24 protein-coding genes are annotated in these 20036 nt (G+C 47.7%); 13 read left to right on the forward strand and 11 right to left on the reverse strand.

Going from position 1 to position 20036, the window contains the following annotated elements:
- Nucleotides 1-8 precede the first annotated feature (8 nt).
- The 5 genes from CTZ24_RS24365 (at nucleotide 9) to CTZ24_RS24385 (ending at nucleotide 3640) form a co-directional block, all read left to right on the forward strand.
- Complete coding sequence (locus CTZ24_RS24365) at nucleotides 9-689, forward strand: O-methyltransferase (protein WP_208727020.1); 681 nt, start codon at nucleotides 9-11, stop codon at nucleotides 687-689.
- Nucleotides 690-793: 104 nt separating this feature from the next.
- A complete protein-coding gene (locus tag CTZ24_RS24370; RefSeq protein WP_208727021.1) occupies nucleotides 794-1216 on the forward strand; it encodes an Rrf2 family transcriptional regulator in 423 nt (140 codons plus the stop codon).
- Nucleotides 1217-1362: 146 nt separating this feature from the next.
- The gene (locus CTZ24_RS24375) at nucleotides 1363-1752 is read left to right on the forward strand and encodes a DUF1360 domain-containing protein (protein WP_208727022.1); all 390 of its coding nucleotides are present in this window, start codon (nucleotides 1363-1365) and stop codon (nucleotides 1750-1752) included.
- A gap of 211 nt (nucleotides 1753-1963) precedes the next feature.
- Complete coding sequence (gene asd, locus CTZ24_RS24380; protein ID WP_208727023.1) at nucleotides 1964-3082, forward strand: aspartate-semialdehyde dehydrogenase; 1119 nt, start codon at nucleotides 1964-1966, stop codon at nucleotides 3080-3082.
- Between the two features lie 147 nt (nucleotides 3083-3229).
- The gene (locus CTZ24_RS24385; RefSeq protein WP_208727024.1) at nucleotides 3230-3640 is read left to right on the forward strand and encodes an ester cyclase; all 411 of its coding nucleotides are present in this window, start codon (nucleotides 3230-3232) and stop codon (nucleotides 3638-3640) included.
- On the opposite strand, the gene CTZ24_RS24390 is transcribed toward CTZ24_RS24385, so the two are convergent.
- From CTZ24_RS24390 to CTZ24_RS24400, 3 genes are read right to left on the reverse strand one after another with little or no spacing between them, the layout of a single operon-like run.
- Nucleotides 3637-4053, reverse strand: a complete 417-nt coding sequence (locus tag CTZ24_RS24390; protein WP_208727025.1) for a MarR family winged helix-turn-helix transcriptional regulator — start codon at nucleotides 4051-4053, stop codon at nucleotides 3637-3639. The two genes, CTZ24_RS24385 and CTZ24_RS24390, sit on opposite strands and share 4 nt — an antisense overlap.
- A gap of 47 nt (nucleotides 4054-4100) precedes the next feature.
- Nucleotides 4101-4958, reverse strand: coding sequence for an alpha/beta fold hydrolase (locus CTZ24_RS24395; protein ID WP_208727026.1), 858 nt, complete (start codon nucleotides 4956-4958; stop codon nucleotides 4101-4103).
- A 49-nt stretch (nucleotides 4959-5007) separates the two neighbouring features.
- Complete coding sequence (locus tag CTZ24_RS24400) at nucleotides 5008-5988, reverse strand: MBL fold metallo-hydrolase (protein WP_208727027.1); 981 nt, start codon at nucleotides 5986-5988, stop codon at nucleotides 5008-5010.
- 196 nt (nucleotides 5989-6184) lie between these two features.
- Here CTZ24_RS24400 and CTZ24_RS24405 point away from each other — a divergent pair, with 196 nt between their 5' ends.
- Nucleotides 6185-7057: a LysR family transcriptional regulator gene (locus CTZ24_RS24405; protein WP_208727028.1), complete on the forward strand. Its 873-nt coding sequence runs from the start codon at nucleotides 6185-6187 to the stop codon at nucleotides 7055-7057.
- A gap of 41 nt (nucleotides 7058-7098) precedes the next feature.
- Here CTZ24_RS24405 and CTZ24_RS24410 read toward each other — a convergent pair whose 3' ends face one another.
- The 3 genes from CTZ24_RS24410 to CTZ24_RS24420 form a co-directional block, all read right to left on the reverse strand.
- Entirely contained in the window at nucleotides 7099-7431 is a 333-nt protein-coding gene (locus CTZ24_RS24410) for a hypothetical protein (RefSeq protein WP_208727029.1), read from the reverse strand.
- Between the two features lie 125 nt (nucleotides 7432-7556).
- Nucleotides 7557-8045: a thioredoxin domain-containing protein gene (locus tag CTZ24_RS24415; protein ID WP_208727030.1), complete on the reverse strand. Its 489-nt coding sequence runs from the start codon at nucleotides 8043-8045 to the stop codon at nucleotides 7557-7559.
- A 176-nt stretch (nucleotides 8046-8221) separates the two neighbouring features.
- Entirely contained in the window at nucleotides 8222-8725 is a 504-nt protein-coding gene (locus CTZ24_RS24420) for a DUF2569 family protein (protein ID WP_208727031.1), read from the reverse strand.
- A gap of 352 nt (nucleotides 8726-9077) precedes the next feature.
- Between CTZ24_RS24420 and CTZ24_RS24425 the strand changes: the two genes are divergently transcribed.
- Together CTZ24_RS24425 and CTZ24_RS26800 are read left to right on the forward strand one after the other, a co-directional pair.
- Entirely contained in the window at nucleotides 9078-9824 is a 747-nt protein-coding gene (locus CTZ24_RS24425; RefSeq protein ID WP_244634104.1) for a hypothetical protein, read from the forward strand.
- The gene (locus CTZ24_RS26800; protein ID WP_244634105.1) at nucleotides 9806-10090 is read left to right on the forward strand and encodes a hypothetical protein; all 285 of its coding nucleotides are present in this window, start codon (nucleotides 9806-9808) and stop codon (nucleotides 10088-10090) included. Before CTZ24_RS24425 ends, CTZ24_RS26800 begins: the two co-directional genes overlap by 19 nt.
- A gap of 212 nt (nucleotides 10091-10302) precedes the next feature.
- Here CTZ24_RS26800 and CTZ24_RS24430 read toward each other — a convergent pair whose 3' ends face one another.
- Both CTZ24_RS24430 and CTZ24_RS24435 read right to left on the reverse strand, forming a co-directional pair.
- Nucleotides 10303-10905 (reverse strand): hypothetical protein, encoded by a 603-nt coding sequence (locus CTZ24_RS24430; protein WP_208727032.1) that lies wholly within the window; start codon nucleotides 10903-10905, stop codon nucleotides 10303-10305.
- Nucleotides 10906-10936: 31 nt separating this feature from the next.
- Nucleotides 10937-11632, reverse strand: coding sequence for a helix-turn-helix transcriptional regulator (locus tag CTZ24_RS24435; protein WP_208727033.1), 696 nt, complete (start codon nucleotides 11630-11632; stop codon nucleotides 10937-10939).
- A 90-nt stretch (nucleotides 11633-11722) separates the two neighbouring features.
- Here CTZ24_RS24435 and CTZ24_RS24440 point away from each other — a divergent pair, with 90 nt between their 5' ends.
- The gene (locus CTZ24_RS24440; RefSeq protein WP_208727034.1) at nucleotides 11723-12121 is read left to right on the forward strand and encodes a VOC family protein; all 399 of its coding nucleotides are present in this window, start codon (nucleotides 11723-11725) and stop codon (nucleotides 12119-12121) included.
- Between the two features lie 75 nt (nucleotides 12122-12196).
- Here CTZ24_RS24440 and CTZ24_RS24445 read toward each other — a convergent pair whose 3' ends face one another.
- The 3 genes from CTZ24_RS24445 to CTZ24_RS24455 form a co-directional block, all read right to left on the reverse strand.
- Nucleotides 12197-12664, reverse strand: coding sequence for a GNAT family N-acetyltransferase (locus CTZ24_RS24445; protein ID WP_036627902.1), 468 nt, complete (start codon nucleotides 12662-12664; stop codon nucleotides 12197-12199).
- A gap of 152 nt (nucleotides 12665-12816) precedes the next feature.
- Nucleotides 12817-13164 carry a YajD family HNH nuclease gene (gene yajD / locus CTZ24_RS24450; protein WP_208727035.1) on the reverse strand — a complete coding sequence of 116 codons (348 nt, stop codon included), beginning with the start codon at nucleotides 13162-13164 and terminating at the stop codon, nucleotides 12817-12819.
- A gap of 490 nt (nucleotides 13165-13654) precedes the next feature.
- Nucleotides 13655-14194 (reverse strand): GNAT family N-acetyltransferase, encoded by a 540-nt coding sequence (locus tag CTZ24_RS24455; RefSeq protein WP_208727036.1) that lies wholly within the window; start codon nucleotides 14192-14194, stop codon nucleotides 13655-13657.
- Nucleotides 14195-14489: 295 nt separating this feature from the next.
- Between CTZ24_RS24455 and CTZ24_RS24460 the strand changes: the two genes are divergently transcribed.
- The 4 genes from CTZ24_RS24460 to parA all read left to right on the forward strand — a co-directional run bounded on the left by CTZ24_RS24460 (nucleotide 14490) and on the right by parA (nucleotide 19939).
- Nucleotides 14490-16526, forward strand: coding sequence for a beta-galactosidase (locus CTZ24_RS24460; RefSeq protein WP_208727037.1), 2037 nt, complete (start codon nucleotides 14490-14492; stop codon nucleotides 16524-16526).
- Complete coding sequence (locus CTZ24_RS24465) at nucleotides 16526-17947, forward strand: MFS transporter (protein WP_208727038.1); 1422 nt, start codon at nucleotides 16526-16528, stop codon at nucleotides 17945-17947. The genes CTZ24_RS24460 and CTZ24_RS24465 overlap by 1 nt, the downstream gene beginning before the upstream one ends.
- Before the next feature lie 84 nt (nucleotides 17948-18031).
- Entirely contained in the window at nucleotides 18032-18913 is an 882-nt protein-coding gene (gene araC / locus CTZ24_RS24470; RefSeq protein WP_437180293.1) for an arabinose operon transcriptional regulator AraC, read from the forward strand.
- Nucleotides 18914-19318: 405 nt separating this feature from the next.
- Nucleotides 19319-19939, forward strand: coding sequence for a ParA family partition ATPase (gene parA, locus CTZ24_RS24475; protein WP_021186249.1), 621 nt, complete (start codon nucleotides 19319-19321; stop codon nucleotides 19937-19939).
- Nucleotides 19940-20036 lie beyond the last annotated feature (97 nt).

Genomic DNA, 20036 nt, shown 5'->3' on the forward strand with positions numbered 1-20036 from the left:
GACCCACTATGCGACCCCCTGATTATCCTTCCAGCGACGCGGCAAAATGGTCACAAGTTGATGCCTGGTTGGCTGAAAAGCTTGTTTCCGAAGAACCAGACTTGAAACATACCCTCGCGAATAACGCAAATCATGGCTTACCCGCTATCGATGTATCCGCCTTGCAGGGCAAGATGCTGGCGCTTCTGGTCAAAATGACTCGCGCTGTTCGCGTTCTTGAAATTGGTACACTTGGCGGCTACAGCACGATTTGGATGGTGAAAGCGTTACCGCATAACGGGATCGTGACGACCATCGAGTTTAATCCGCATCATGCCGACGTTGCGCGCCAAAACATCGCTAATGCCGGGCTGACAGCACGCGTCGAGCTTCTTACCGGAGCGGCCCTTGATGTATTACCTGGGCTTAGCCCGCCCTTTGACCTTATTTTTATCGATGCGGATAAAGTAAATAACCCTCGTTATCTCGCATGGGCAATAAAACTGTCGCGGCAAGGAACGGTTATCGTCGGGGATAATGTGGTACGCGGCGGAGGGGTCATTGATCCCGAGAATCATGACCCGAACGTGCAAGGATTGAGAGACTTTATACAGATGATCGCAGAAGACGACCAACTGGAAGCGACGGCAATTCAGACTGTCGGTGAGAAAGGATGGGATGGCTTTGTCATGGCGCTGGTTAATACTTAATAACGTTTCATCTCAGTAACATCCTGCTTCCTGGAGTTCAGTATCATGATGTATTACGTTATGATCCAACACGATACTGAATATCCTGGTAGGCGGGAGGGCATTTGAGAAGCGACACACGATTATCGCGAGTTTTACACGTACTGGTTCATCTGGCCTGTGATTCAGGAATCTACACCTCCCAACAACTGGCTGAGATGCTGGACACCAATGCCGCGCTGGTACGCAGAACGATGGCAGGTTTACGTGAAGCCGGTTATGTCCGCTCCGAAAAAGGACACAATGGTGGCTGGTCATTAAGTTGTGACCCTGCTCAGGTGACTTTGCGGGATATCTACAAAGCGGTGGGAATAACCCATCTCTACAACCTTGGCATCAACAGGGATAATCCCCACTGCCTGATTGAAAATACCGTTAACGATGAGTTAGATGTTGCGTTAAAACAGGCTGAGTCACTGTTAATGGAACGTCTGAGCGAAATCACCCTCAGTCATTTGTGCAATAAGTTCAAAGAAAACAACAGTTAACCCAATTAACTGCTCGCAGCCCCTGTCACAGCGATGTAGCCATAAGTGCTTTAATTTTTAAGACCACAGAATCGTCGTGTTGATCTTGCACAAAATATATCGTATCTTTTGTTGTTACATGAGTTAGACAAATCACAGGAGCCTCTGTGCAACAGGTTATTGAATTATCCGCTATCCAGTCATTGTGGACATGCATCGTGCTCAGCTTCGCTGCCGCCAGCATCTCTTTTACCATCACCCAGACAGAACTCTTTGTGCCGGTGCGAAACCTGGCCAATAAAATTGGTCATATGACTGGCTATTTGTTTCATTGTTTTTATTGTATGAGCCACTGGGTCGTACTGGCTGGCGTGATCATTTATCGTCCGGTCATTATCCGTAGCGGTAATATTTTTATCGATCTGGTTATTAGTACCTTTTTCACCATCACACTGACAACTTTTACTAATGGCCTGATGTTTCGCTGCTTTATTAATGCAATGGCAAAGAAGATGAAGGAAAAAGAACTTAAGGAAACAATGAGCAACAATAAATAGAAAACCCTGGTAGGTTATGTTCATCCAGTGTGAATCTAACCCGCCATCTAATTAACCCTACCCGCCGTCGCCACTCATCATTTTCTCTAATCGCTGATGAAACATTTTAATAATGGTCGAGAGAGTCATAATTCGTAATGACGCTATTTAAGGAATGAGATATAACACGCCATGACATTAACACATCCATAACATTCTTAAGGTTAAGAAAATGAAGCATGTCGGCATTATTGGCTGGAGAGGCATGGTTGGTTCAGTTTTGTTACAGCGCATGGTAGAAGAAGATGATTTACATGACATTTCTGCGCATTTTTATAGTACCTCCAGTGCGGGCGATCCAGGTCCTGTCATTGGTGACGTCAGCTATACCCTCAAAGATGCTCATTCTATTGAAGCACTCGCGGAAATGGACATCATTATTACGTGCCAGGGCGGAGATTATACGAAATCAATCTATCCCGCATTGATTAATCATGGCTGGCAAGGCTATTGGATCGATGCAGCCTCAGCCCTGCGGATGGATGAAAAAGCCTGTATTATTCTCGATCCTGTTAATCGCGCAAATATTGACCGCGCGGTTGAAGACGGGATTAAGCTTTTTGTCGGTGGCAATTGTTCGATAACGCTCAGCCTGATGGGGCTTGCCGGGCTAATAAAAGCTGACCTGATTGAATGGATGAGTGTGATGACCTATCAGTCGGCATCTGGTGCCGGTGCGAAGCATGTACGGGAATTAATTGCCCAAAGCGCTTATATCAACCGTTATTTGTCTTCTGAAGAGTTGGCAACATCAGGATCAGTACTTCCTCTGGTCAACAAAGTTAGTGAGTTAATTAACAGTACTGACATGCCAACCCAGAGCTTTGGCGCGCCTTTAATGGGTAGCATCATTCCCTGGATTGACAGTGACCTGGGGGATGGAAATAGCCGTGAAGAGTGGAAAGGTGAGGCAGAAACAAACAAAATTCTTGGTCTGCCGGCCGGAACGATCCCGGTTAATGGCTTGTGTATTCGGGTTGGCGTGATCCGGTGCCACAGCGCTGCAATCACCCTGAAGCTCAAGCGCGAAGTTAACGAAGCAGAATTTGCAACGCTGATTACTGATGCCCACCCCTGGGTTAACTATGTGCCTAATAATAAGGAAGAAAGCGTCAGTAAGTTGACACCAGCTTATATCAGCGGCTCCCCACAAGTCGGGATAGGCCGTTACAAGAAAATGGCACTCAATAATGAACCAATATATTCGGTTCTGACGGTAGGCGACCAGCTATTGTGGGGGGCGGCGGAACCTTTGCGTCGCATGTTAAATATCCTGCTTGGCCGGGTGTGATTCATTCAGTTGAGGCCTGCAAAACGGGTACTTTGTGGGCCTTCCTTTCTGACTTTCCGGGCTGCTCACCGCACAACTTACCTATCACAATCCCACAATATCCTCTTAAATGTATACAGTCTAACTGTATATATTTAAGGGGCACCAATGTCAGAACAGAACAAAATCGTCGTACAACGCTTCAATCAACAGGTGATTGTCGAAGGAAATCGCCAGAGTTTTGACGAGTTGGTGGCTGAGAATTTCATTAACCGTTCTGCTCCCTCTGGCGCAGCTAATGATCGCGAAAGCCTTTGGTGCACCTTTGAGTTGATACTTCGGCCAGCGTTGGCTGACTTGCAGGTCAACATTGAAGATCAAATTGCGGAACGTGACTGGGTCACGACACGGAAAAGCCTGACGGGCGTGCACCAGGGGGAGCTATTGGGTGTTCCGGCTACAGGCCAAAACGTGACTATCACCGTGATTGATATGGTGCGTATTGAAGAGGGCAAATACGTTGAGCATTGGGGATTGAATACACTAATACAGCTAGTGAGCCAACTCAGGCAGATTTAAAGCAACTTATGCAGAGCGGCCAGCCCTTTTTGCAGGTCGGCACGCCCGGCCTCATCGAGCTTGTTGGCGATCTGTGCAGCTATCCACTCGGTACGTTGCCTGCGGGCAGATGCCAGCAACAGGCATGCACTTTCACTCAAGACAATCAGCTGCGCACGCGCATCCTGCGGGCTTTTTTGCCGCTCGATCAAACCTTGCTGTTCCAGTTCATTGATCACCAAGCGCATGCTTTGATGTTTTACGCCACGCAGACGCGCAAGGTCTGCAATGGAAAGTTCCTTATGCGTATTGAGCAACTCCAGCGTTTCATGCTGCGAAGTGCGAACAGTAGCCGTTGCCACGCGTACATGGCGCACGAAAGCGCTGACAACGTGGCGTAATTCATCAGCCAGCATTTGAGTTTCGTTTGACAAAGTGACGGTTCCTGCAACTTGAAAGCACCACAGTATACAAGATACCGTCAGACGGAGCGCCAGCTGCTTAAGAAATTCATCAGCAGTTGATTTACTTTTTCAGGCTGCTCCTCCTGGGGCAAATGCCCACACTGTTCAATGGCGATGGCCTGCACGTCATCGGCCATTTCAGACCAGACACTTGCCATGTCGAACAGTTTTCCGACCGCATGAAAATCCGCTCCCCACAATGACATCACCGGGCAGGCAATTTTCAACTCTGCGTCTTCGAGGTCTTGCGCAATATCCTGTGCGTTGGCCCGATAATCCGCCATAGCTCCCCGGACAGCACCAGGCGCCTGATAAGACTTCACATAGGTATCAAACGCTTCTCCACTGATGGTAGAGGGATCATAAGTCCAGTCGGAGAAGAAGTGACGCAACCAGATGTGTTCACGACCGGCGATAAGCGCCTCCGGGAGATCAGGAACCAGGTGGAACAGGAAGAACCAGTACGCTTTGGCAATCGAAGCATTCAGATCACGCGCAACAATGCGAGTTGGAACGTTATCCATCACTACCAGGCGATCAACAAGCTCCGGGTAATCCTTAGCAAAGCGGGTCGCCACGCGCGCACCACGGTCATGACCAACCAGGGCAACTTTATGGATGTCGAGTTCTCGCATCAACTCGCGAATATCAAGCGCCATGTTGCGCTTATCGTAGCCAGATGCTGGTTTATCCGTCTCACCGTAACCGCGAAGATCAGGTGCAATCACGCGAAACTGTTTAGATAAGACCGGAATTTGATGCCGCCACGCATAGTTTGTTTCCGGGAATCCATGCAGCAGAATAACAGGTGCTCCCTCCCCTTCCTCAACAACAAATTGCCGAATACCATTGGCCTGAACTGTATAGCTTTTCATAACTCACCCTTTTGGTTGAACACATTGATATTTAAGCGCTGACTAATCTTCACTTCAGCAAAGGAACGTCATCCGCGCGTTTATAGGGGCCATACAGAGCGGGTGCCCAATTGAATTTCTTACCTTCCTGCGTGACATGACCGATACCAGGGAATGGTAAGTGAGCGGCAGCCAACCATTCGCCATCTGATGCCAACTTTGAAAATTCCTTTTCGCGTGACTCTGTCGCCTTTACAGGATCGACATCAAAACGAATGGCAACATCGGGATGATCAAACTGCACTGCGGCGTTATGGATTAAGTCGCCGATAAATGTGATTGCGGCCCCCCTGGACGTAAACCGATAAACAGCACTTCCAGGCGTATGACCAACAGCGTAAGAGGCCTCGACTTCCGGGATTGGCGATGCCGGCGGAACAAAGGTCTTCAGGTGCCCACTGGCTTTGTAAGGAGCAAGAGAATGTTGAGCAATATCGAAATATTCTCTGGCACGCTCTGGCGCAGAGGCTTTCTTCTGCGGGTCCAGCCAGTAATTGGCTTCCGCCTGGGACACGTAAACCGTCGCATTGGGGAACAGTGCTTTTCCGGACGCATCAACCAGACCACAAACATGATCCAAATGCAGGTGAGTCAGGAAGATAGTGTCGACCTGCGCTGGCTGGTAGCCAGAGGCCTGAATGTTAGGCACCAACTGCCCGGCCGTCTGTGGCACACACTGCCCGGCGCCACTATCAACCATCACCAGGTGCTTCCCGGTGTTAATCAGGAATGCATTAAATGTCGTTGGCATCCTGTCCGGACCAATTGCCTGACGTGCAAGAAGCGCACGAACCTTTTCCGCAGACAGCCCTTGCAACAAACCTGGGGACAGGTCATTGTAGCCGTCAAACAAAGCAGTGACCTCGTAATCCCCCACCGCCAGACGGTAGTACCCAGGAACCTGTTGGCGGATCTGGTCAGGCGCATTTGCCACGGCATGAGCAACAAAAGCCATGCCTGCAATACCCAGAACCTTTGCAAAACCTTTCATGAGAACCTCCATTCTATAAATTTCAGCATCAGTGCGCTGACCGACCGCGTTACGCTGCGAACAATCAGACGACACGGGACAGGATGTCCATCTCCCTCCAGGAGAGGTGGGCATGAATTGAGGTAAACTATGGCGCTATCACGAAAAATAGTGTAGAGGTGGAATCTGTTACGGCAATATAACGGAAAACGAGATAATGAAGCTTGAGGACATTGAGGTCTTTGTCGAAGCCGTGCAAATTGGCAGCCTCGCAGGCGCTGCCCGACGGCTCTCACTGAGTTCAATGGCGGCGTCCAGAAGCCTGAACAACCTCGAAACGGAGCTCAATGTAAGGCTGGTGCACCGCACCACGCGGGCACTCTCACTCACCAGCGACGGCGAGACATTTTACCCCCACGCACTGTCTTTACTGGAGGGACGAGCCAACGCGTTGGCCGATCTTCGACCGGCAGGGAGTGCCCTTACGGGACATCTACGGATAACGGCATCGGCAGCATTTGGCAGAAAGGTTGTAGCACCGATGCTTCCCACATTTATGCTTCAACATCCCTCATTACGTGTCGATTTAGTTACCACTGATGAACAGGTGGATATTGTTGGCAAAGGGATTGATGTTGCGATACGCATCGCTCCACTGCGCGATAATCGATTGGTCGCGCGACGACTGGCTGATAACCCGCGCGTGCTTTGCGCGTCACCGGCTTACCTGAGCGCATATGGTTCACCAAGGTCAGTCACTGATCTGATTGCTCATCATTGCCTGCCCACTATCGGCACATCGCATTGGGCCTTCCTGGGTGGTGAGAAGAATTTCAGGCAGAAGGTGTCTGGGCGCTTTTCAGCTAACTCGGTTGAAGCCATATACGAAGCCTGTGCGGGCGGCCTTGGCATCGCCAACCTCTCCCAATGGTACGTCGAACCCTTTATTGAGGCAGGCGTGATCCAGAAAGTAGTACTTGAAGATGCCAGGCCGGAACCGTTAGGTATCTGGGCCGTTTATCCAACTTCCCGGCTTGTTCCCTTAAAGGTGAGAATGTTTGTCGAAGCGCTGGAACATCACTTCACATAACGGTTCGGACATGAAGTCACATGTAATTTGGGATTCCCCACTTACATTTCCCAATGATCATCTACCCATGAAGCAGGGCAATCATCAATTTGTACTTCCCAAACTGCCGTTGGTAATGCAGATGTTAAATGAGTAAGAGCTTTCAGCCAGTAAATAACCGACTCAACTATTATCGTTTCATCACAATAAGGAAGTTTGGTTGCCCCCTCAAGTATGTATTCTTCTGATGGCTTCCGGTAAAATGATAGCGTTTCACCTTCATTTTTATAAGGAAAACCTTGATTAAACATGTCTGCAATGGCCAAGAGACTAACATTTTCAGCCGTTGTAATGGGTGAATTTCTTTTAGCTGAATAATAAATAGATACGCTCATACTTTCCCCACAGAAATTCATATGCTTGAATAAAAAACACAACCGCGATTTAAACCGACATCCTCAGCGGGAAATGTTCCCATTTTAAATTTCATCAGCAAATCTAATAATTTCATAATTACCATTCACTGACAATATTTTTCGTTCATCTCATTAAATGACCTAATCTGCAAGCGATACTCATCAACCAGGAACCTATCATCAATTGTGTATGCAATGGGGCGACGTGAGTATTTAACGTTTAATATCAGGTGATAGCGCTCTGAGGAGATAAATCTGACACCTATTTTTCGGTTGATTTTTGTTCGGCCAGAAATGATTCCGCACACATAATCCGCACCCTCAAAGCGATGAGTGCTTATCTGAGAGAATGATATTGGCTTAGAGAAATCAATATCACTATCGCAAAACCCTAACATCATTTTCTTATTTCGTTCATTTGAAATGTCTTTTGCAACAAGATCTTTGAATAAAGAGCAACTTTCCGAGGAGCTTGCTACCTTTTCAAGAAAGCCAATCACATATGGCTTAATGTTTTCATACTGGAGATTCTCCTGGCCATACGATAATGGAACGATAGCGAATAGAATCAATGCTGTTAGAAAAATTCTCATGGGCCTTCTTCCGTGAACAGATATCCATGTTACATCGGCAAAAAATCATCTAACTTTAACCACCCGTGAGCACCAGTCACTTCAGGCACCTGAATTGCATTGTGCCGCTCCGTTTTGATTATTGAGGGGCGCTGTATGTTTACTAATCAGCAACAGGAAACCGTCAATGTGGCTTCCTAACGGGTAAAAGTTCTTTTTACACGAACTGATGTGATGAAGTATGGAATCCAGATAAGAGCCGTTATCACATTTCTAAAAACAGGAACAAGCTCATTATATCCAATTTTAGCGCTGGGGATTAACCGGTAAAGCATATAGACATTCAGTGACATCGTCGCCACGACTGATATCAAAAAGAAAATGAAAAGCTTTGGCAGCAGCTTTTTTTTCTTTAAAAAAAACGAAAGAACAGTGACTGAGAACAAGAACTCCCCGATATAAATAGCAATGGAGAGTATGAAGAATATTTTTGCATTTGCATTCAGTTGCGCATAGTTTTCTGTCAAAAATTTAAACGCATCTGTCATTACAAACAGATAAGAAGCAGCAGTAACGATCAGTCCTATGAGGGGTAAAAACAGAAACCCGCCAATTTTCCTGAAGTGCTTTTCTTCACATTTATCGCAAAACTCTCTGTCCTGAGGTATTTCCACCCCACACTTTGTGCATCCCCATTCCATATATTGACCTTAGAAATATTTATATCGTTATTATTATATTATGCGATCAGTGTCGTGGGCGCAACCGCATCGAAAGTAATGCATGCAATACTGATCATATCAGAATAAATTTGAGTTAGGGTGAATATTCACAGTGTCGGTAATCATCTTGCCGAAGGCGCTCAGATACTCGTCACCTTCTGGCAACGCATTGTGCTAAATTTTTCGCTCCTCTTGCCGATTATGTTCCAGTACCCTGGGTGAAGCTCGTATGTTGGAAATAGCATGTGGATTAATGAAATTCATCCTTGTGTTAACACAACATTATTGATAAATAAAAGCCATCATAAATGTTTATAGAGGGAGTTATCTCATGTCACTTGAGGACAGTCTTCAACAGGAAGTTATTTCTTCTATAAAAAAATCATTAAGTTTTAATAGCTTTTATCAGAGAATCAGACCCGACATCACCGCATTTATTGCCGCAACGTCAAAACTTCCACTAAAAAAATTAGATGAGTGGGAGCGTCTTATCCGCTGGACAATTTACGCGTCGGCACAAGCATCTGCAAAGCGAAATGGCGATGCAAAAAAACAGCAATTTGGTTCTCTTTCCTGGCTGGATGTATGCAATGCTGATGGTTTCAAACGGGAGAGAGCATTACGGACATTAACAGGCGGCGCACCAAACAGTTTCGTGTTCGCGTTGGCAATACGACGGCTAAATGACTGGGTTACTCAGGTAAGGGCTGCGGCATGTGACAGGTTGCTGTTAATCGCTGAGTTAACAGATCCGGAAATCATCATAGACGTCTTATTCATTACATTTCCCTATTGGGATTCATGGGGAAGAATGGGGAGTACAGAAAAAGATATTCTGATGAAAATGGTGACATTGGAGAAAATAGCCGAATCACTAAAAAAACGGCTGATAACATCCCCTTCAGGACCTGTTGCTACCATATTCTCTCAGGCAGGACGTACTGAAGCGTTAGATTCTTTTCTGGGCGAAATTGCTGAGTTATCAGTTCAACCCTCCCTGCGAGCAAAAGCATATCGTTGCCAGTTTGAAGGGAAGATTGTTTGGGTTGAAGGCATGGCATGGCATGGCAGTGGATAGACAAAGTATATGGAATACAACGCCTCACTCCGGTTTTGAATGAACGCAAGATTTCCCCAACCAGGCCTTTTCTTGAAAACTTAAAAATGGCAGCAACTGATCGCTCTCCAATGGTTCGACGCATCGCCGGTGAAATGCTAATCAGGGAGTCAAAAAATCTTGGCGAGGAGGCATGCATATTGGCAAAGATATTGGCATCCGACAGATCACCATCCGTCGCCGAGCGAGGTAAGTATGCATTAGCCGATTTAGAAAAGCAGGGATAATACTCTGTCTCGCTCCATGCCAGGCGTGTTCATGCGTTGTGCCAGACAATTTCATTCTGTCGTCCGGCAAGCGTCGTGTTGAAACATTTATGTGGTTCGGTAACCAAGATATTCAGTAAACTGTTTCACCGCCCGAGAGATTGTGTTTCTGTTTCTGAAAGCCAGCCCGATACGGCGGTAAGGTGCTATGTCTATCTCCCGGGTAATAGCCTTTACTTATTAACGCCTGGAGTAGTCTCAGAATTTTCGACCTTTGCTTTTACGGCCATTAATATCCTCTTGCGGATCCAACCACTTCCTGCACGGATTGCCAGCCAGTAAGCAGCCATTCTGCACTGCGTGGCCAGATCCGGACAGTAGATGAACGTTTCTGTACAAAGCTCATGCTGGCCTGCCATAAGCTGCCTAACCCGATAACGCAGCAGCAGCTTTGCGCTACCCGGTTCGAGATAAGCACAGGCATTCGGCACCGGTTCCAGGCCGAAATCTGCCCGCCAAAATTGCCCCCTTAAACCAAAGCACAGCTCAGATGCGGAGCTGACTAAAGGGGTAAAACTGTGCAGCCCAAAGCTGTTAAAGGCTTCATCAGGCGGATTAAATCGGAGCTTTTGCGGAAACTGTCGTACCAACATTAATGCCCGAATCACTCTATCCTGCCGAATATCAAATTCTGTCACTGCCGACAGGATTTTTTCCGGGACGGAAGTATGAATGACAGCCAGATGTTTTTCATGAAACTGGAATTCAGGCAGGTAAAAAGGAACATCTCGCCATTCAGCCAGCGCTTTACGTGTAACAAATCCCGTCTTTAACATGCTGAAATCCCTTTATTCCGCAATATCGGTACTACTTGAATCGTAGTAACTTTGCTTCACGCCATTGTTCCCATCGAGCCCTGAGAACCGTTCTATTCATGCCTGCGTATTCATCCAGCCTAACCACACTGATTAAGCGGTCGGTACGAAAATGTCGAAAATCCTTTTTATTTTCACACCAGGCAATCAGAAGGCAATGAGTAAGATCATATCCAAGCACAACCGGCCAGACGACCCTTTTAGAGACCTTTCCTTCAGCCGAGCGGTACTCAAGCAGCAGTTTTTTACTGTCGCGAATGGCGGCCCGGATTTGGCGCGTGTCGGTTTTATTCGCGCCAGTTTCCTCTGGTTTCACCGCCACCGCAGAATGATGTAAAAACTGCATCATCTTTCCGGGGATTACTGATGCTATCTTCGACAAAACATCGTTTGCATTGTTGGCAAGGGTGGCATCTGGTAATCGTTGCACCAACTGAACGCCAAGACAAACAGCTTCAAGTTCCTCTGCGGTGAACATTAACGGGGGGAGATCGTAATATTCACTGAGCCTGTATCCCGTGCCAGCCTCTCCTTCGACCGGTACACGTTGACCTGCCAAATCCGCTATATCCCGATAAATGGTGCGTTTAGAAACCTCAAGTTCCTCTGCAAGCCTGGCAGCGGTTACCGGAAGTTTTGTCCGTCGAAGTATCTGGATGATCTGAAAAAGCCGATCTGCACGCCGCATTTTTTTGTCCCTGTTGCCACCACGTTGTCAGCAGACCTGAACGATGATGCTCCCGGAGGCTGTACTTCTTGCAGCCAGGAGGGATCAACCGTGAAATTAGTATCAATACGTCTTATCGTACAAGACATCAAAGAAGTTGTTAATTTCTATGAAGTAGTTACGGGTTATCAGGCTGAATGGCATGCCCCGGTGTTCGCTGAAATCATCACTCCGGTGGCCGTTATCGCGATAGGGAGCGTGGAAACGGTCGTGTTGTTCAAAGAAGATTGCGCCCGGCCAGCCTGCAACCAATCCGCCATTCTTGAATTTATGGTCAGGGATATTGATAAGGAGTTTATGAGATTGAAGGAATATGGTCTGGAGTTTGTCCATCCACCTAAAAATATGCCCTGGGGAAACAGAACCCTGCAAATTCGCGATCCTGAAGGAACGCTGGTATCACTTTTTACCCCGATGACACCAGCTGCCATCAATCGCTTTCAACGATGACGACATGTCCGTTTCTATTCAGGGCTACGCGGCCCTGAATGCTGACCGCTTCATTTCACTGAATATGATTGGTCGTCAGCGGCTATTTTTGCCACGAAGGTAAATATCAGGTCGGGTAATGGTCCACGCATAGTTTTCTTTATTGACGGGTTCATAGCCAAACTTTTCATAGAGCCAAGGCGCGGTTGTTGTGAACAACATGATCCGGCGAAGTTTCTCAAAAACCGGGTGGCGATGAATACACTCCATAAGCCATCTTCCAAGCCCATCTCCCTGATATTCCTCTAATACGTACACATCGCAGAGGTAAGCGAAGGTCGCATAATCCGTTATCAGACGAGCAAAGCCTATTTGGGCCTCATTATGATAAATACCAAAGTTCAGGCTGTTCTTTGTTGAAGCAGTAACGGTTTCAACATCGATTCCTTTAGCCCATGTGGATCTCGTCAGGTAATTGTGTACAGCCGGTATGTCTAGCTTTTCGCTGTCTGTACTTACCAGATAATTCTTTTCTCGCCATTCATAAATCGCTGAAATGCTCATTTTTATACCTGTCCAATGGTCAGGGAGAATTTTTTCTTTTGATTCAAGCAATGCAACCAGGGCAGGGATCGATACTCTGGCCCGCTTTTGCGCACAGTTGCCCGGAGGTGTTGTCACAGGCAGCATCATGACAGAAGCGGACGTGACGGGTTCTATTTCTTCTTGTTAAGCATCGACTTTAAATCGGCAAAGGGATTATAGGTTGCAGCGCCAACATCCTTTTGGGCATCCTCCCCCGCCACAACGCTTGTGCCGTAAAGGTCAGCTTCGGTGTACTTTGAGTGTTCGTGGTCATGACAATACAGACACAACAACTCCCAGTTGCTGCCATCCTCTGGGTTATTGGTGTGGTCGTGATCGATATGGTGAACCGTTAATTCGCGTAGGTTTGAATAAACAAACTCCCGCGAGCATCGTCCACACACCCAAGGATAGATTTTTAATGCTTTCTCACGGTAACCGCTTTCGAGCCGCGAGTAGTTCTTCGGGATCAGGGCCATTGCTAATGCCTCCGGCTGTAAAGATAAAATTTTATAAATTCTATCATGGAACAGAGGGCGGCAGGTTGTTGTAGTACGCTTCACACCCTGAGACACGCAACGCGTGTTTTATTGCTTTGGCTTTTCGAGTGTCAGTCGTCGAATCATAAAAACAGCAGCTGCAAAGACCGATCAAATGACTGGCGCGAATCACGGTAGTTTAAATCCCAAAGATTTATGATGATTATCTCTTGTGGTGGCGACGCATAGTGAAGGCACAACACCGAAGCAGTCTGTTCGTTGCACTTCTCTCACCACCAAGTTATCCACAATCAAAGTGCATATCCCGCTCAATAGCCTGTGTATAAAAGCGTGCTTGCCAGATGGGCAGCCTCGTGAGCAAATGGGGGTTAATTATTAATCAGCAGACAGGTAAGTATCACCCTTGGTACAGAGCCATGACAGGAGTTAGCGCTGCATCGTGATATTTTTTACATTGTCGGTCGCCCGGTTATTCAATGTTACTCATTTGCCATGCTTGACGGCTTAGAGCAAACAGGAGACTCGGTGGTGCGTTTTCAACATCATAAATGTCCCTGACAAACTTGAGACCTGATTTTTTGAGTACATTTTGAGATACAACATGGTGGGGCCTGACAATAGCGGCTATTTCAGCCAGGTTGAGCTCAGTAAAACCATGTTTTAGGGTAAAGTGCGCAAACTCCGTAGCATAACCTTTACCCCACGCGGCGGTTTCGAAGCGATAACCCAGATTGTTGACAGAAATATCAGCATATCTCCGAATACTCAGGCCACCAAACCCTATGATTCTTTGAGGATATTGCTTCTCGGTTATCGCCCACATCCCAAATCCATAGTCTGTCCAGTGCGTTAACCATCGAGCCAGAACAGATTCCGCATATTCCCTGTCAGGATAAGGTCCTGCTGGATTGAAGGTGTTAGTCGCCGGGTCTCCGTAAATGCGAAAGAGATCCTCAACATCCCTTTGCCCTATTGGCCGCAGAGACAAACGGTCAGTTTCTGATGACATAAAATACTCCTTTTTATTTTTGTCATTCTATCGATGAGTAATGACTATCAGATTAAAACCTTACAGCAAGGATTTATCATACTGTTTCTTGGCCTATTACATCATCACATCAGACTGTTGATCACTTCCGGATAAAACCTGAGCTTTTTTTGTTTCAGATTCAGTGTTATGTGATGTCAATCATAAGACTGACGCGGAAGCGAGTTTCTCTATGTTGGCAGCGACATACTTTATCTTTCACCGGATTCCTTCAGATAACGTACCGCCCTATCGGTACTGAGATGAGGGAAGTGCAATGGATAAGCTGTTATACGGTGTCGCCTATTACCGTGAATATATGCCGGTAGAAAGACTGGATGAAGACATCCGTCTGATGAAAGCGGCAGGGATCAACGTAGTACGCATTGCTGAAAGCACCTGGAGCAGTTATGAGCGCCGGGATGGGGAGTTCGATTTCTCCGCTGTACTGACCGTACTGGAACATATGCACGCAAACCAGATTGCCGTCATTATTGGCACCCCCACTTACGCCATTCCTGCCTGGCTTGCTAAAAAGCACCCTTCCGTAATGGCGACGACACCGCAGGGCGTGAATAAATACGGTCATCGCCAGAAAATGGACATCACCAGTCCAATCTACCTGCGCTACGCCGAACGCATCATTCGCGCACTGCTCGCCGCAACAGCGCACCATCCTGCGGTGATCGGATATCAGATAGACAACGAAACCAAGTACTACGACACCTGCGGTGCACATGTGCAGCGTGATTTTGTCGAGCATCTGAAGCAACGTTTCGGCGGTGATCTGGAAAAACTCAATGCGGAGTATGGCCTGAATTACTGGAGCAACCGTATCGATGCCTGGGAGGATTTCCCGCCGCTGGAAAGCACCATCAATGCCAGTCTGGGTGCTGCCTTTCAACAATATCAGCGCAGTCTGGTCACCGACTTTCTCGCCTGGCAGGCAAGGTTGGTCAGTGAATATCGACTGGCAGACCAGTTCATTACGCACAACTTTGATTTCGAATGGCGGACCTGGTCCTTTGGTGTGCGGGGCGAGGTCGATCACTTTTCCGCATCATCAGCTCTCGATATCACCGGTGTGGATATTTATCACCCCAGCCAGCATCAGCTTACCGGAGCAGAAATTGCTTTCTGCGGGGATATTGCGCGCACCACCAAGGACAAAAACTATCTGGTGCTCGAGACTCAGACTCAGGCATTCAAAAACTGGACACCTTATCCTGGGCAATTGCGACAACAGGCTTTCAGCCACATCGCCTCGGGTGCAGCCATGGTCGGATACTGGCACTGGCATTCGTTGCACAACGCTTGTGAGACCTACTGGAAAGGATTGCTCAGTCATGACCTGGAACCTAATCCCGTATATGACGAGGCCAGAGAAGTTGGACTGGCACTGGCACGTCTGTCTCCGCAGCTTGCCGGGCTGAAAAAGCAAAACCGGGTAGCATTGCTGGTAAGTAATGACTCACTTACCGCCGTGGACTGGCATCCTTGGCAGGGGCATCAGTTCGGACGTCATAAAGAGCATCAATATAACGACCTGATTCGCAGCTACTATGACACCCTCTATCGACAAAATATTGAAGTCGATATTCTGACCGTCGATGACCCACGCCTGTCCCGATATGAGCTGCTGATCGCTCCTCTGCTCTATGCCGTTGCTGATGACTCACTGCATCGGTTAAATCAATTCGTCGCTGACGGTGGCCATATTCTCTATTCGTTCAAATCCGGCTTTGCCAATGAACATCTCAAGGTACGGCATGAGCGCCAGCCAGCAATCATTCGTGAAACATTGGGGGCCAGCTACCAGCTGTTTGTCGAACCACACGATGTCACCCTGCATTCAGACATACTGGATATCCCGCCTGCATCCGCTGCGGTCAGTCACTGGATGGAGTTACTTGAAGTCGAGAGTGCGGATACCGAAATCTGGGCACGCTATCAACACCCCTACTGGAACAAATACGCCGCCATTGTGCATAAGCGCCACGGTTCAGGTACGGCAACCTATATCGGTTGCCATACCAGCGAGGCTGTGCTGGAAAGCGTACTGACACACTTACAGCACAGGATCGAACTGCGCACCGGAGCTGACCCGTTGCGTTTTCCGCTGATTGTAAAACGCACCATCAACCGCGCTGGCAATACGATGCTGTTTTATTTCAACTATTCCAGTGAACCACAGGACATTACTTTAACCTTCAGCAGAGGTCGGGAATTGCTGAGTGACAGACGCTATCAGCAGGGCAATACGTTGACCCTGGCTGACTGGGGTGTGGCAATTATGGCACTGGAGAACCTGTGATGGCACAACCTACTGCTCATGAAGATCTGCAACGTATTGGCATCCGCGAACGGCTGGCTTTCGGTGTTGGCGACTATGGCACAAACCTGACTTACACGCTGATGGTCACTTTCCTGGCGTTTTTCTATACCGACGTAGTGGGTATGCCTGCCCTGCTGATTGGTTCGTTGATGTTCTTTGCTCGCGTACTGGATGGCATCATCTGTATTTTCGTTGGTATCCGGATTGATAAAACGCGTTCGACGATGGGAAAAGCTCGTCCGTGGGTGCTCTGGACCGCCATCCCCTTTGGCCTGTCAGCATTTTTAATGGCAACGGTCCCGGACGTTAGCTATGGCCAGAAAGTCACCTGGGTTTGTATAACCTACCTGATGGCCAATATTTTCTTCACCGCAAACAACATCGCTTACGGGTCACTGCTGGCGTTAATCACGCGCGACAACTATCAGCGCGGCATTCTCAGTGTGTTCCGTAAGGGACTTTCGACCTGTGGTTCTCTGACGGTGGGCGTTTTCACCCTGCCACTGGTTGCGTTCTTCGGTAATGGAAAAACATCCTGGATAATCGTGTTCGCTATTCTGGGTTTTTTCACGGCGTTTTTCCTGCTGTTGACGGCACTGGGTACGCGTGAGCGCGTGGAGCCTGTAAGTCGGGATAACAGTAAGCGGATCAACGCGCGGCAGGTCATGCATTCAATGATGGCGAATCGCTATTGGATAATTATCTTCTTCTATCTGCTGATTACCTTCACCAGCCTGACGGCGCTCTCCGCAGTGGGGGTGTATTACTCGAAGTATATTTTGTCTGACGTCTCACTGATTGCTTATATCAGCATGGCGCAGTACATACCGGGCCTGCTTACCCTGATGATTATTCCGGTTCTGCTAAAAAAACTGGGCAAACGACGTCTGGCCGTTCTTGGATTGCTGATCTGTGGTGTGGCCTACCTGATTCCGTTATTCAACAAACAGGACGCGCTTTTTGTCATCGTATCCACGGCTATTCGAAGCATTGGCTTTTGTGGCATAGGCGCCACCATGTTTGCGTTACTGGCTGATACCATCGATTACGGAGAATGGCGCACCGGCTTACGTATCGAAGGAATCCTGTTTAGCGCGGGTACACTGGGGCAGACGCTTGGGATGGGGCTTGGTACTGCCAGCGTAGGATGGATATTGGGTGCCGCTGGTTTTGTCAGTGGCGGTACAACTGCTCAGTCGGCAACTGTCATCCAGACTATCGAGTTTTTGTTCATCTTCTTTCCCCTGTTGCTGGCTGCCATCAATCTTGTCCTGTTGTGGTTTTATAAGCTGGATGATTTTTACGAAACAGTCGCACATGACTTATCTGCTGGTCGTTACCAACAGGTTGATGGACCGGCGGTTTCACCAGCAAGGGATAGATTACAAAGTCAGGAGTGAGCTCCGCCGCAAATCTGGCAGGCAGCGCCAGTCTGCGTCAGGCGTTGCCGTTATACTTCCCGCAATTTAATGATCGGACGGGTGATGATGGCAGAGCTGAGCGATAAAGAAATGGTGAACTTCTCTCCCCTGATGAAGCGTTTCACCTTTAATGCATTTATGGTGTCTGGGTTTACACCGATAAGTCCCGGCAGCCGGCTCGACTTTTTCATTCACCGTCCCGAAGGCATGAAAGGATACATGCTCAACCTGACACTTAAAGGTGCAGGTGTTATTCGCCATGCCAAGGGTGAGTTTCATTGCGTCGCCGATGAGATGTTGTTATTCCCGCCGGGTGTTCTTCACCATTATGGTCGGGCTAAGGAAAGCCCTGCCTGGGATCATTTATGGATTTATTTCATCCCACGCCCTTACTGGATTGACTGGCTGCACTGGGATCGTACGGAAGGGAATATTGGCCGTATGCAACTCACCCGTTCGGCTGACAGCCAGCAGGTAGCAAACCAGTTCAAGGACGTGATTCGCTGGAATGCTGCATCAGAACCTCTTTCTGAAGCAATGGCAATGAACACTCTGGAACGCATTATCCTGGAGTTATTCCAGCGTCAGCCTACCAGTAACCACCATAATCGTGATCCCCGCATTCAGACGGTATGCCATTATCTGAATGAGCATCTGGCGGAAGATGTTCGAATCGAAGATTTGGCTCGGATGACGTTCCTCTCCTCTTCCCGACTGACTCATATCTTCCGAAAGGAAATGGGGAATACTATCTTTGGCTGGCGTGAAAGCCAGCGCATCTCCCGTGCCTGTGATTTGTTGCAACAGACGCAGCTTTCGATCACACAGATTGCCCGCGCGGTCGGTTATGAAGATCCACTCTATTTTTCTCGTATCTTCAGCCAGCATCGGCACCTCAGTCCGCGCGAGTATCGTAAGAAATTTGAGCGCATACCACTCTTCTAGTCCTGGCGAATCGCGCGCCATCCCGCTTCTTGCGTGTCACTTTCCGGGTGCGATTTCTTGATTCAATGACATGTACTCATTTATTGGAGCCTCTGAGTTTTGGTTAAGTCCCCTCCCCTCTCTTCTTTTGAAAGTACAGGTTGAGACACACATCATACGCGCTGTTGTATGAAGCATTGACGATTTCGTCAGAAACCTTCCTACGCTACTCCATTATAAATATAGCAAATTCAATAATTTAAACCACTCCGTTTCCGAAGAATGTTGTCAACTCTACCAATGGCACGGACCCAAAACACACATATACTCATTTACTCATATGTTACTAAACGTATTTACACATTAACTCATATGTGTTTTACTTCATAAGAGTCATTACTCATATGAAACTTTGAGGATTTGCGCATGAAGATTATTTCTTTCCTGAACCCAAAAGGTGGCTCTGGAAAAACCACTGTTACCATTAACGTCAGCAGTTGCCTTGCAGCCAGTGGTAAAAGAGTTGCGGTAGTCGATACTGACCCACAGATGAGTCTGACTAACTGGAACAGGAATGAAAAAGCCCGGTTTGATGTCTACACCGCTTCTTCCGAAAAAGATGTCTACCAGGTACGTAAAGAACTGAGTGAGTATGACTACGTCATTATTGATGGTGCGGGTTCTCTTTCTGTCATTACTTCTGCGGCAGTGATGGTCAGTGACCTGATAATTATTCCTGTGACGCCTAGTCCACTGGATTTTTCCGCGTCAGGTTCAGTTGTCACTGTACTTGAAGCGCAGGCTTATAACCGCCCGGTTGAAGCTCGTTTCCTGATTACGCGTAAGATTGAGCAAGCGAAAATGCTCAGCGTCCTTAAAGACAGCATTGCCCAAACCGGCATTAAGGCCCTCAAGACAGCGATCAACCAACGACAGAGTTACGTCAAATCTGTGCTCGACGGGGACAGTGTGTTTGAGACATCTGATGGCGCAGCAAAAGGCGAAATCCAAATCCTTACCAGAGAGATAGAAGCATTTTTCGAGTAATCACAAAATGAGTTAATACTCATACACACCTATACTCATATGGGTATATACTCATTTAAGTAAAATGACTTTTACACAAATACTCATTCAGAAGGAT

The organism is Pantoea phytobeneficialis (assembly GCF_009728735.1).
In the GTDB taxonomy this organism is placed as follows: domain Bacteria; phylum Pseudomonadota; class Gammaproteobacteria; order Enterobacterales; family Enterobacteriaceae; genus Pantoea; species Pantoea phytobeneficialis.